The sequence below is a fragment of the Pseudomonas sp. Pseusp11 genome (assembly GCF_047304405.1).
Classification (GTDB): Bacteria; Pseudomonadota; Gammaproteobacteria; order Pseudomonadales; family Pseudomonadaceae; genus Aquipseudomonas.
This window is the reverse complement of the sequence record NZ_JBGLZF010000022.1, coordinates 25,028-37,032: the sequence shown is the minus strand read 5'-3', so window position 1 is coordinate 37,032 and position 12,005 is coordinate 25,028. Positions and strand designations below refer to the sequence as shown.

At 60.8% G+C, this 12,005-nt stretch carries 15 protein-coding genes; 4 read left to right on the top strand and 11 right to left on the bottom strand.

Going from position 1 to position 12,005, the window contains the following annotated elements:
- Positions 1-32: 32 nt before the first annotated feature.
- Entirely contained in the window at positions 33-278 is a 246-nt protein-coding gene (locus ACCC96_RS18850; RefSeq protein WP_413696591.1) for a hypothetical protein, read from the bottom strand.
- Positions 279-332: 54 nt separating this feature from the next.
- Here ACCC96_RS18850 and ACCC96_RS18845 point away from each other — a divergent pair, with 54 nt between their 5' ends.
- The gene (locus tag ACCC96_RS18845; RefSeq protein WP_413696590.1) at positions 333-1,532 is read left to right on the top strand and encodes an MFS transporter; all 1,200 of its coding nucleotides are present in this window, start codon (positions 333-335) and stop codon (positions 1,530-1,532) included.
- Between the two features lie 100 nt (positions 1,533-1,632).
- Positions 1,633-2,562, top strand: coding sequence for a LysR family transcriptional regulator (locus ACCC96_RS18840; RefSeq protein WP_018929053.1), 930 nt, complete (start codon positions 1,633-1,635; stop codon positions 2,560-2,562).
- Here ACCC96_RS18840 and ACCC96_RS18835 read toward each other — a convergent pair.
- From ACCC96_RS18835 to ACCC96_RS18805, 7 genes are all read right to left on the bottom strand, one after another.
- Positions 2,540-2,824 carry a hypothetical protein gene (locus ACCC96_RS18835; RefSeq protein WP_019578779.1) on the bottom strand — a complete coding sequence of 95 codons (285 nt, stop codon included), beginning with the start codon at positions 2,822-2,824 and terminating at the stop codon, positions 2,540-2,542. The genes ACCC96_RS18840 and ACCC96_RS18835 overlap by 23 nt on opposite strands.
- A gap of 298 nt (positions 2,825-3,122) precedes the next feature.
- A complete protein-coding gene (locus tag ACCC96_RS18830) occupies positions 3,123-3,371 on the bottom strand; it encodes a hypothetical protein (RefSeq protein ID WP_018929055.1) in 249 nt (82 codons plus the stop codon).
- A 132-nt stretch (positions 3,372-3,503) separates the two neighbouring features.
- Positions 3,504-3,764 carry a hypothetical protein gene (locus ACCC96_RS18825; RefSeq protein WP_258673959.1) on the bottom strand — a complete coding sequence of 87 codons (261 nt, stop codon included), beginning with the start codon at positions 3,762-3,764 and terminating at the stop codon, positions 3,504-3,506.
- An 81-nt stretch (positions 3,765-3,845) separates the two neighbouring features.
- Positions 3,846-4,925, bottom strand: a complete 1,080-nt coding sequence (modC, locus tag ACCC96_RS18820) for a molybdenum ABC transporter ATP-binding protein (protein ID WP_413696589.1) — start codon at positions 4,923-4,925, stop codon at positions 3,846-3,848.
- Between the two features lie 3 nt (positions 4,926-4,928).
- On the bottom strand, positions 4,929-5,609 hold the full coding sequence (gene modB / locus ACCC96_RS18815; protein WP_413696588.1) for a molybdate ABC transporter permease subunit: 681 nt from the start codon (positions 5,607-5,609) through the stop codon (positions 4,929-4,931).
- Positions 5,610-6,368, bottom strand: coding sequence for a molybdate ABC transporter substrate-binding protein (gene modA, locus ACCC96_RS18810; protein ID WP_413696587.1), 759 nt, complete (start codon positions 6,366-6,368; stop codon positions 5,610-5,612).
- Between the two features lie 279 nt (positions 6,369-6,647).
- Complete coding sequence (locus ACCC96_RS18805) at positions 6,648-7,712, bottom strand: NAD(P)H-dependent flavin oxidoreductase (RefSeq protein ID WP_413696586.1); 1,065 nt, start codon at positions 7,710-7,712, stop codon at positions 6,648-6,650.
- Between the two features lie 214 nt (positions 7,713-7,926).
- Here ACCC96_RS18805 and ACCC96_RS18800 point away from each other — a divergent pair, with 214 nt between their 5' ends.
- Positions 7,927-8,910, top strand: coding sequence for an MDR family oxidoreductase (locus ACCC96_RS18800; protein ID WP_413696585.1), 984 nt, complete (start codon positions 7,927-7,929; stop codon positions 8,908-8,910).
- 54 nt (positions 8,911-8,964) lie between these two features.
- Positions 8,965-9,453 (top strand): GyrI-like domain-containing protein, encoded by a 489-nt coding sequence (locus ACCC96_RS18795; RefSeq protein WP_413696584.1) that lies wholly within the window; start codon positions 8,965-8,967, stop codon positions 9,451-9,453.
- Here the strand turns inward: ACCC96_RS18795 and ada are convergent.
- From ada to ACCC96_RS18780, 3 genes are all read right to left on the bottom strand, one after another.
- Positions 9,417-10,490 carry a bifunctional DNA-binding transcriptional regulator/O6-methylguanine-DNA methyltransferase Ada gene (gene ada / locus ACCC96_RS18790; protein ID WP_413696583.1) on the bottom strand — a complete coding sequence of 358 codons (1,074 nt, stop codon included), beginning with the start codon at positions 10,488-10,490 and terminating at the stop codon, positions 9,417-9,419. The two genes, ACCC96_RS18795 and ada, sit on opposite strands and share 37 nt — an antisense overlap.
- Positions 10,491-10,577: 87 nt before the next feature.
- Positions 10,578-11,258, bottom strand: coding sequence for a DNA oxidative demethylase AlkB (gene alkB / locus ACCC96_RS18785; RefSeq protein WP_413696582.1), 681 nt, complete (start codon positions 11,256-11,258; stop codon positions 10,578-10,580).
- On the bottom strand, positions 11,248-11,958 hold the full coding sequence (locus tag ACCC96_RS18780) for a 2OG-Fe(II) oxygenase (protein WP_413696581.1): 711 nt from the start codon (positions 11,956-11,958) through the stop codon (positions 11,248-11,250). The genes alkB and ACCC96_RS18780 overlap by 11 nt, the downstream gene beginning before the upstream one ends.
- Between the last annotated feature and the right edge of the window lie 47 nt (positions 11,959-12,005).

Genomic DNA, 12,005 nt, shown 5'->3' with positions numbered 1-12,005 from the left:
CCAGAGGGGACTGGATCTCAGGAAGTTGCCCTTCATGAGGATTTGCAACGCGAGAGACGCGCAGTGCGCATCGAGGATGGATTCGGGGTCATGAACAGCTCCTTGAGCAACCGGGGAATGGCGCTGATGGAGTGCCCTGCGCCAAGTGCCCAAGGGTAGAGAAGGCGTAAGCGCCGGAGTATTGCCAGTTCGCGCAATAGCGCATTGCGCCAACGGCAACGCCGGGGTCGTTGCGGATGGCGCATCACTGCATTGCCGGTGGCATGGATTCTCTGCATCGACCCGTGCCCTTAGCCTTGGCATCACTTTCCCGAACTCAACGAGGTGTCATCATGCTCACGGGTAACCCCGCAGCAGCGGCCAAGGCCGAACAGCCTGCTTCACTCTCCGGCCTGATGGTCGCGTTCCTGGCATTTTGCTGCGGCGCGGTCGTGGCCAACCTCTATTACGCCCAGCCGATTGTCGAATTGATCGCGCCGCAGATCGGCCTGTCCAGCGCCAATGCCAGCCTGATCGTTTCACTCACACAGTTTGGTTATGCGCTGGGTCTGCTGTTGCTGGTGCCGCTGGCCGACCTGATGGAAAACCGGCGTCTGGTCGTGGGTTTCACCCTCGCGGCGAGCGTTACGCTGTTGTGTGCCGGGCTGACGCACTCGCCGTCGATGTTCCTCGTGTTTTCATTGCTGATCGGCCTTACTTCGGTTGCGGTGCAGATTCTGGTGCCACTGGCGGCGCATCTGGCACCCGAAGCCACGCGCGGTCGTGTGGTGGGAAATATCATGAGCGGGCTGCTGCTGGGCATTCTGTTGTCGCGTCCGCTGTCCAGCCTGCTGGTGGAAGTGTTCGGCTGGCGCGGGGTGTTTTACAGCGCGGCGGCACTGATGGCCGTCATGGCCCTGATCACCGCGGCTGCGCTGCCGCGCCGTGTGCCGACGCATCAGGCGACTTATGCCGCGCTGATCGGCTCGGTGTTTACCCTGGCTCGTCGCCATCCGGTGCTGCGTCAACGTTCGTTGTATCAGGGGTTGTTGTTCGCAAGCTTCAGCCTGTTCTGGACGCTTGCGCCGATTGAGCTGATGCGTCACCACGGTTTCAGCCAGGCGCAGGTGGCGATTTTTGCCCTGGTCGGAGCGGTGGGTGCAGTTGCTGCGCCGATTGCCGGGCGCTTGGCCGATGCTGGTCACGGCCACCGCGGAACACTGGTCGCACTGCTGCTGGCACCGGCTTCATTGTTGATCGCTGCGCTGCCCGCTAGCAGCTACCTGTGGCTGGTGGTGTGTGCGGTGCTGCTGGATTTCGCCGTGCAACTGAACATGGTGCTGGGCCAGCGCGAGGTGTACGCCATCGACCCGCACAGCCGGGCACGACTCAACGCCGTGTACATGACCAGCATCTTCGTTGGCGGTGCCTTGGGATCGCTGGTGGCGAGCCCGCTCTACGAACACTTCGGCTGGAACCTGTCTGCCGCATCGGTGGCATTGCTCCCGACCCTGGCTTTGGTGATGTTCCTCGGTCGCAAGGCCAATGCCTGAGCGCCAGGCGCCGGGGAATCCGGTGAAGCACCGTCATACAAGACGGTTGGCGAACGGTGATGCACAATCACCACCGTTCCCTTTTGACCGGATTCCGCTTATGGACAAGTTGCTGGCATTGAAGATGTTTGTTGAAACCGTGCGTTGCGGCGGTTATTCCTCCGCGGCGCGCAAACTCGGCATCTCGACGTCTTCGGTCACTCGCCAGGTGGCGGGGCTGGAAAACGAGCTGGGCGCCAGTCTGCTTAACCGCACGACACGCAACACCAGCGTGACCGTCGCCGGGCAAACCTATTTCGAAAAGGCTGTGGCGATTCTTGACGCCATCGACGAAGCCGATGCCGTGGTTGCCGACCGTGGCAGCGAGGCGCAAGGACGCCTGCGGATCAGCGTCCCCGTCGAGTTTGGTCGGCGGATCATCGCGCCGCATCTGGGCCGATTGCTCGAGCGCCATCCGGGACTGGAAATAAGCGTGTCGTTGAGCGATCAGGTCAGCGACCTGCTGAGCGAACAGATCGATGTGTCGGTGCGTCTGGGATCGTCGGTGGTCAGTGAAGACATCGTCAGTAAACGGGTAGGGGCCTTCCAGCGCTGGGTGGTGGCCAGCCCGGATTACCTGAGCCGCCACACGGCGCCGTGTCATCCTCGCGACTTGCTCGAGCACCAATGCCTGCGCTTTGATTACGCTGGTTCGCACCAGTGCTGGACGTTCCAGGGCGATAAGGAAACCATCCAGCTCAATGTGCACGGCCGCCTGCAAAGCAACAACGCCGACATCCTGCGCGAAGCGGCAATCGCCGGCGGCGGGGTGACCCTGTTGGCCGACTGGCTGGTGCGCGACGATGTCGCCGCAGGCCGGCTGACGCGATTGCTGGAACACTACGAAGTCAATCCCGGCAGTGCGAGCAGCTGCATCAACGCGCTGTACTTGCCCAACCACCGGGGATCCAGCCGGATCAATGTGTTTATCGATTTTCTAGAGGAAATCCTCACGCCTGGCGTGTCAGCTATACAAATGGCTGGCCAGTAAAGCCACGCGGTAGCCGTTGCAGTCCGGGCATCTCGATCAGCCGTTGTACCCAGGATGCGCGCCAGTCATTGGCAGCATGGGTGGCTTTGGCTTTGCGTGCGGCCCGACGTGCGGCGTTGCGTTCGGCTTTGCGCGCTTCCTTGTACGCATCGGTGTTGCGGCAGCTTCTGCATTTCACCCGGTTCAATATGCTGCTGGAAGTCAGGTTGCTGCCTTTGTGCCCGCAGGCCAGGTGCCCGCCGACTTTGAAGTGAGTGACCATGGGACATTCTCCTTCGTGATGTGTAAGCGTTCGACACCTGGCAGGTGAGGGCGTTCGTTCGCGTTACGGCAGGCAAAAAAATGGCCCGCATGCGGGCGGGCCAGGGGATTTATTCAAAGGAGCAAGTGAACTGTAGGAGTTCGGTTGTGAAGACGGTGTGAAATGGCCGAAGGCACGAATAAAAAAAGCCCGGCAAACTGGGCCGGGTTGGGATGTAGCGCGAGTCCGGCAGGCAGGCATAACCACGGTGACGAAGAGGTCACCGCTCAGGTGTGCTGAATTGGACTCTGTCCCTGGCTCAAATAACGCGGTCGCCTGATTTGAACCGAGGCAGTGGCGGCTCGACATGTTTGAGTGCAGACAATGCGCTGCGAATCTGCGGCGTGTCCTTCTCTATGTCGTTCAAGCGGTCACGAATCCTGAGCGCTGTCGGATGCCCCCCTTGATGATCGACCCAGTCGGCGATTTCCTTGCACGCAGCAGCAAGGCGGGCCTGACGGGAGTCAAGCAGGGTGAGCAGGGTGGCAATAGACTCTTTCTCGGACATGACAATCACCTCCGTTCAAGGAAATCGGCTAAAGGGCAACAAAAAGCCCGCGGGGGAGCGAGCTTTCTGCCGATGGGTCGCTGGTCCTTCAGCTCCTTCAAGTATAGACCCGGAAAATGAAAGTGGCCGGCGTCAAGCCAACCCGTGCGACACCGGCGAACTGGCCTCGTTAAGCCTGCGACATTCGCGCCTGGCGTCCTCTTCAAGATCGTAACCGTCACCGATGAAGCCGCGAGTGCGGGTATCGACGATGCGATACCAGACGGCGGCGTCGGGCGGGGGATGACCGACTTCTCCGGCCCGGCGGCCATGAACGATGATCTTGTTGCAGCGTTTCACAACGAAAATGTCTTCCATGGCGTCACCGAAGCTATTCGTGTTCAGATCAAGCATAGAAGCCCGTTGCAATCATGCAAAAAACTGGTGGGTCGTTCGTCGGTTCGGTGCCCCTTTGAGTACGCCTCGGCGACGGATTCAGGCCAGCACCGCCACCGCTTTGATCTGCGCCCAGAGTTGCTGGCCGGGGTGCACGCCCAGTTGATCCCGGGAGTAGCGGGTGATTCGCGCCAGCAGCGGTGTGCCGGCGGCATTCAGGCGGATCAGTACGTGAGCGGCATTGTCGGCGCCGATCTCACTGATCACCGTGACCGGCAGGCGATTGAGGATGCTGCTCTGTTCGACGCCTTGCAGGCTCAGGCTGACATCCCGCGCCTGAACCTTGCAGCGTAATGCCTGGCCCTTGGTCATCGGCGCGTGGGTGACCCGAATGCTCAGGTCGGTGTCGGGCAGTTGCAAGGTCAACAGCTGGTAGTCGGCGTCATAGGCGCTGACGTGCCCTTCGATCACCACGCCGGCGTCATCGCCCAGCGCCAGCGGCAGATCGAGCCGGGCCAGGGTTTCGCCGATGGCGCCGCTGGCCAAAGCCTTGCCGTCGCTGAGCAGGACGAGATGGTCGGCGAGCCGCGCGACTTCATCCTGGGAATGGCTGACGTACAGTACTGGGATGTCGAGCTCATCGTGCAGCCGTTGCAGGTACGGCAGGATTTCGTTTTTACGCTGGGTATCGAGCGCCGCCAGTGGCTCGTCCATCAACAACAGTTTGGGGCTGGTGAGCAGGGCACGGGCGATGCCGATACGCTGGCGCTCGCCGCCGGAAAGACTCTGCGGATTGCGCTCGAGTAAATGGCCAATCCCTAGCAGTTCAGTGGCATGCGCCATGTCGACCCGCCGCTGTTGGCGAGGGATGCGCTTGAGGCCGAATTCAAGATTGGCCTGCACCGACAGATGGGGGAACAGGCTGGCTTCCTGGAAAACATAACCCAGTGCACGTTTATGCGGCGGGACGAAAATCCGCTTGTCGCTGTCCTGCCAGACTTCATCGTTGACCTGGATAAAACCCTGCTCAGCCTGCTCCAGGCCGGCGATACAGCGCAGGCAGGTGGTTTTGCCCGAACCGGAATGACCATAAAGCGCAGTCACCCCGCGGCCGGGCAATTGAAGATCGACATCCAGGGCAAATCCCGAATAGCTCAGTTTCAAGCGCGTTTGAATCATGGGTCAGCTCCAGGCCGCTTTGGTTTTACGGCTGGAGTAGAGCGCCAGCAACACTGCAAAGGAGAACACCAGCATTGCCCCGGCCAGCCAATGGGCCTGGGCATATTCCATGGCTTCGACGTGATCGTAGATCTGCACCGAGACCACGCGGGTCTTGTCGGGAATATTGCCGCCGATCATCAGCACCACGCCGAACTCGCCGACGGTGTGGGCGAAACCGAGAATGGCCGCGGTGATGAAACCGGGACGGGCCAGCGGCACAATCACGCTGAAGAACGTGTCCCAGGGGTTGGCGCGCAAGGTGGCGGCCACTTCCAGAGGGCGAGTGCCGATGGCGGAAAATGCGTTTTGCAGCGGCTGGACCACGAACGGCATCGAGTACAGCACCGAGCCGATCAAGAGCCCCGCAAAACTGAAAGTCAGGGTGCCGAGCCCCAACGATTGGGTGAAGTGGCCGATCCACCCGTTCGGGCCGAGAGCCAACAGTAAATAAAAGCCAATCACCGTGGGTGGCAGCACCAGGGGCAGGGCGACGATCGCCCCGACCGGACCGCGTAACCAGGATTGGGTGCGCGACAGCCATAACGCAATCGGAGTGCCAATGATCAGCAGGATGATCGTGGTCAGGGACGCCAGTTTCAGGGTCAGCCAGATCGCGGAGTAATCGGCACTCGATAGGGTCATTTAGAGTTGGTAACCGTAGGACTTGATGACGGCGGCGGCTTTCGGCCCCTTGAGGTAGTCAACCAGCGCCTTGGCGGCCGGGTTGTCCTTGCCCTTGTTGAGGATCACCGCGTCTTGTTTGATCGGATCATGCAGGTTGGCCGGAACGATCCAGGCCGAACCGCTGGTCACTTTGCCGTCTTTGTAGATCTGCGACAAGGCCACAAAACCGAGTTCGGCGTTGCCGGTGGACACGAATTGGTAAGCCTGGGTGATGTTCTGGCCTTCAACAATCTTGTCTTTGACCTTCTCGGTCAGGCCTTGCCTGGCTAGCACCTGAGTGGCAGCCAGGCCATACGGGGCGGCTTTCGGGTTGGCGATGGAAAGATGCTGATACTGGTTGTCGCTCAGAACCTTGCCCTTGGCGTCGACATAACCTTCCTTGGCCGACCACAGCGCCAGCGTGCCGATGGCGTAGGTGAAGCGCGAACCCTTGACGGTGTCGCCTTCGGTCTCGAGTTTCTGTGGAGTGGTGTCATCCGCCGAGAGCAACACTTCGAACGGCGCGCCGTTCTTGATCTGGGTATAGAACTGGCCGGTTGCACCATACGAGGTGACCAGTTTGTGCCCGGTGTCTTTCTCGAAATCGGCAGCGATGGCCTGGATCGGCGCGGTGAAGTTGGCGGCAACGGCGACCTGGACTTCATCCGCGCGGGCGGACCCGAAAGCGAACACGCTGAACAGGCACACAGGGGCAAAACGTGAGGCACGAATGATCATGAAACGGCTCCGTGGTAGGCGAGTGAAACGCTATATATCAGAATATATAGCGAAATGCCTGTAAACGGAACTTGCCGGATGCAAAGTGCAAGGTTGGCACCGAACTGTGGCGAGGGAGCTTACTTGTGGCAAGGCGATTTGCCTGTGGCGAGGGAGCTTGCTCCCGTTCGGCTGCGAAGCAGTCGCGAGCTTTTGGGGCCGCTTCGCGACCCAACGGGAGCAAGCTCCCTCGCCACAGGTAAGCTCCCTCGCCACAGGTTGTGGTTAGTCGCAGCTTGATTAGCGGTGAATCAATTTGGCCAATCCTTCCTCAGCCAATCGCCGGGTCAGCTCTGCCGTGCTCAGTTCAACGCCCAGGGTGAACGCCTGCCCGGCCCAAAGGTTGCTGAAATCCGCTTCCCCTTTAGCCCGCAATGGCATCAGCGCACCGCCCGCCAAGGGGAAGGCCGGTGTTTTGGCGCTCATCGGCCCCAGCTCACGCATCACCCGATTGAGAATCCCGCGCGCCGGGCGCCCGGTGAAAATGTTGGTGACCGCTGTCTCGCTTTCCTTGGCCGTGCGCAACGCCTTGTGGTGGGACGCGCTGACCTTGGCCTCCGGCGTGAACAAATAAGCCGTACCTACCTGAACCGCCGATGCGCCCAGCATGAAAGCCGCCGCGACGCCCCGCGCATCGCCGATCCCGCCCGCCGCAATGACCGGCACTTTCACCGCATCGACGATCTGTGGCACCAGCGCGAAAGTGCCCACCTGGCTGCTCAAGTCGTCGCTGAGAAACATTCCCCGGTGACCGCCAGCCTCGTAACCCATCGCAATGATCGCATCGCAGCCATGCTGCTCCAGCCAGACGGCTTCTTCGACCGTAGTCGCCGAGGAGAGAACTTTCGCTCCGGTGGCTTTTACCCGATCCAGCAGCGATTTTTCCGGCAGGCCGAAGTGAAAACTCACCACTGCGGGGCGAAACTCTTCGATCACTTCGCAGGCCGCGTTATCGAACGGCGCGCGATTGGACACCGGCGTCGGTGCGTCGAAGTCGACGCCCAATTCCCGGTAGTACGGTTCCAGCAGATTCTTCCAGTCCCGGGCACGTTGCTCATCGGGCGGCGGAGGTTGATGGCAGAAGAAATTGACGTTGAACGGACGTTGGGTGTGTTGGCGAATCGTCTTCAGTTCTTCGCGCAACTGCTCGATGCTCAGCATCGCGGCAGGCATCGAGCCCAGGCCGCCAGCATTGCTTGCCGCAATCACCATGGCCGAAGTCGTCGCACCGGCCAAAGGGGCCTGAATGATCGGTAGTTCGATTCCGAGCAGGTCAAGAATGCGGGTGTCTGGCCATTGGCTCATGTGCAGTGTTCTCCGACGTCGAAACAGGGCAGGGACGGTAGAAGCAAGTTTGTATCAGTAATGCCTGGCGCAAGGCCAGTCGAGTTTTTAATGCGTACGGGATGATCCGCAAGGCGCCAGCCGATGGGGATTGGCTTAAAGTCGGGTACGGTGATGGGGTTCCCTGTGTTATTTCAACAGCACGACAACTGAGCGATTCCACCAGGAGGCAGTGATGTTCAAAGGCATTTTGATCGACAAAGACGACAGCGGTTACCGGGCCACACTGCAAGAGATCGCTGACGATCAATTGCCCGAGGGCGATGTGACGGTGCGTGTGGCGTACAGCACATTGAATTTCAAGGATGGTTTGGCGATCACCGGCAGCAGCCCGGTGGTGCGCAAATTCCCGATGGTGCCGGGGATTGATCTGGCGGGCACTGTCGAAGTCAGCAGTCATCCAGACTACAAGGTCGGTGATCAAGTCTTGCTCAATGGCTGGGGCGTGGGTGAAGGACACTGGGGCGGGCTGGCGCAGAAGGCTCGCCTGAATGGTGATTGGCTGATCCCGCTGCCCAAGGCATTCACCGCCGCGCAAGCGATGGCCATTGGCACGGCCGGCTACACGGCGATGCTGAGCATCCTGGCACTGGAACACAACGGCGTGAGTCCCGAGCAGGGGGAGGTGTTGGTGACGGGCGCCAACGGTGGCGTAGGCAGTTTCGCCATCGCGCTGCTGAGCAAACTCGGCTACCGCGTGGTGGCATCCACTGGCCGCACCTCCGAACACGACTACCTCAAGCACTTGGGCGCCAGTGAAATCATCGATCGCGCCACGTTGTCGGAGCCGGGCAAACCGTTGGCCAAGGAGCGTTGGGCGGCGGTGATCGACTCGGTCGGCAGTCACACACTGGCCAACGCTTGCGCCAGCACCCGGGCTAACGGCACCGTCGCCGCCTGCGGCCTGGCCCAGGGCATGGACTTCCCGGCGTCCGTCGCACCGTTCATATTGCGCGGCGTGACCCTGGCCGGGATCAACAGCGTGACCCAACCCAAAGCCAAGCGGATACTGGCGTGGAATCGCTTGGCTAAAGACCTGGATTTCGCCTTGCTGCCGTTGATCAGCCACGAAATCGGCTTGAGCGAAGCCATCGACGCTGCGCCGCGCTTGCTCGCTGGCCAGTTGCGTGGTCGGGTGGTAGTAAACGTTAATCGTTGAGCGTCTCGGCGCCTATCAAACAGACAAACTGAAGCGACAAGGAAATATCGAGCAATGGATGTAAAACTGCGTGAAGTGCAGCCCTTTAGCGTCTCGGGTTTGCAGGTGCGAACCCTCAATGCCGCAGAGCAGCAGCCGGATACCGCGCGTATCGGCCCTATGTGGGAACGGTTTTTCGTCGAGGATATTTACGACAAGATCACCCACAAACAACCGGACTCCTTTATGTACGGCGTGTATTCCAACTACGAGTCTGACGCGTCGGGCCACTTCGATGTGACCGCGGGAGTGGCGGTCACCGCACCTTCCGAGGGCTTTGCGCAGATTCAGGTTGAGGGCGGCGATTATCTGATGTTCAGCGCCAAAGGGGCGATGCCCGATAGCGTCATTCAGGCCTGGGGCTTTATCTGGGCCTACTTCGAGGACAACCCACAGATTCGCCGCAAGTTCGCCACGGACTTCGAGGTCTACACCGGGCCGGAGTCCGTGGCGGTCTATATCGGCATTCAGGACCCGGACGCGTTTTCACGCTCCAGCAACTGACGCTTGCGCTCCACGCCCCAGCGATAGCCCGACAGGTTGCCGTCGCTGCGCACCACGCGATGGCAAGGAATCGCCACCGCGAGGCTGTTCGCGCCACAGGCCTGGGCCACGGCGCGCATGGCTTTCGGTGCGCCGATGCGCTGAGCGATGTCGGCATAACTGGCGGTGCTGCCGGCGGGAATCTCCCGCAGGGCTTGCCACACCCGTTCTTGAAACGCCGTGCCGCGTACATCCAGCGGCAAGTCCAGGCCGAGGGCCGGGGCTTCGATAAAGCCGACGACCTTGGCGATCAACTGTTCGAACTCATGATCGGCGCCAATCAGGTTGGCGCGGCGAAACTTGTCCTGCAGGTCGCAGACCAGTTGATGCGGATCGTCCCCCAGCAGAATCGCGCAGACACCGCGTTCACTTTGTGCCACCAGAATCGCTCCCAGAGAGCACTGGCCGACGGCAAAGCGAATGTCGTTGTTCTGCCCGGCCGCGCGGTAGTCGCCGGGGGTCATGCCAAGCAATTGATCCGCTGCCTCATAGAAACGGCTGTTGGAGTTGAATCCGGCGTCATACAACGCGTCGGTAACCGTGCCGCCGTCGGTCAGGCGCTCGCGAACCTTGCGTGAGCGGTGGGCGGTGGCGTAGCCCTTGGGCGTCAGGCCGGTGATGGCCTTGAACACGCGATGGAAGTGGAAGCTGCTCAAACCGGCTGCATCCGCCAGCTCATTCAACGCCGGCAATGTTTCGGCGGATTCGATTTGACGGCACGCGGCGGCCACGGTCGCGGCATGTTGGGCGGCGACGTCGCTGTGATCTTTCGCGGCCCGTTTGCTGGGGCGATAACCTGCTGCCTGAGCTTGCTCGGCCGTGTCGAAGAATTCGACGTTCTGCGGTTTCGGCAGGCGTGCCAGGCTGCTGGGGCGGCAGTAGACACCGGTGGTTTTCACTGCATACACAAACTGCCCGTCGGCACGTGGATCGCGCGCGACCACGGCGGCCCAGCGAGGATCGTTTTCGGTGGCGATTGTTGGCGATTGAGTTGTCATGGCTTCATGTCCGTTGACCCGTTTCATGCAGATTAACCAGCCGGTAGAGACGCCACACTCCGGGTCTTGCGGTCGAATTCGACTGCATCATCGCGCAGTACGAAAGGTGAAATTAATCCGTTGTTCGCCCAGCCGCGGGTGCTGGCCGTCCTTGATCGGCAATACGCCGTGGTAACGCAAACGGTCCACGCCGCCCCAGACCACGATATCACCGTGAAACAGCGGCACCCGCTGGCTTTTCGCGCTGCGTTCGAAGCCGCCGAACAGGAACGTCGCCGGCAATCCCAAAGACACCGACACGATGGGGGCTGTGTAGGCCTTTTCGTTTTTGTCTTGATGCAACGACATCCTGGCCCCGGGAACATAGCGGTTGATCAGGCAGGAATCCGGTACGAACGCCATAAACCCTGCCTCTCGCGCGGCCGCCTGGGCCAGTTCGAAAAACACCTCGGGCATTTCCGGCCAGGGCGCGCCGGTCTGCGGATCGTTGCGGGTGTATTGGTAGCCGCTGCGGTCGGTGGTCCAGCCCCAGGTGCCGCAACTGCTCAAGGTCACCGACATGGTAAAGCCGCCGGGCGTGACCATCTGCCGAAACGGCGCCGCTGCCAAAACTGCCTCCAGTGCCGGCAGCAACCGGTCGAGCCAGGGCAGGGCGAAGCCTCTGAGAACGCAGGATTGTTCGCCGATCTGCTCGCGCCTGGGCTGCTGCTCGGGTTCGGCGTCGGCAAACAGATCTAGGGTGATCGGGCTCATGGGGTCATAACGCATCGTGAAAGATGATTCCAAGGGTATGCCGTTTTCCACTGTGCAGGCGACTCACCCCATGACGCAGGGTCACGCGGTAATAGCCGCGAACACCTTTAACCGGGCGCTGGCTCACGGCAAAAATCAACGCGTCACCTTTCTTCAGGTCGATGACTTGCGGGCGCGACTGCATCCGTGGGCGTTGTTCGGTCAGCACAAATTCGCCACCGGTGAAGTCCTCTCCCGGTTCTGACAGCAGAATCGCCACTTGCAGCGGGAACACGTGTTCGCCGTACAGATCCTGATGCAAGCAGTTGTAGTCCTGCGGGCCGTATTGCAGCAATAAAGGTGTCGGGCGTTCCTGACCGGCGGCATGGCAGCGTTGCAGAAACGCTTCGTGGGATTCGGGGAAGCGGGTCGGCAAACCCATGCATTCGTACCAGCGATTGGCGATGGGAACCAGTCGGGGGTAGAGCGCGCTGCGCAACCGGGCCACTGGATCCGGCAGCGGGTACCTGAAGTATTTGTACTCGCCACGGCCAAAACCGTGGCGCGCCATCACCACTTTCGAGCGAAAGGGCTCGGGGCGGTCGTACAGGGCGCTTATTTCATCGCAGGTCTTGTGGCTTAAAAGCGATTTGATGATCGCGCAGCCATCCTGGTCGAGTTGCTGCGTAAGCCTGCCCCAGTCGAGGGCATCGTGGTGAATCGGATCGGTAAACAAGGGTTCTGACTCCTTGACCAAAAGGTCGAGGCGGCCAGTTTAGTGAG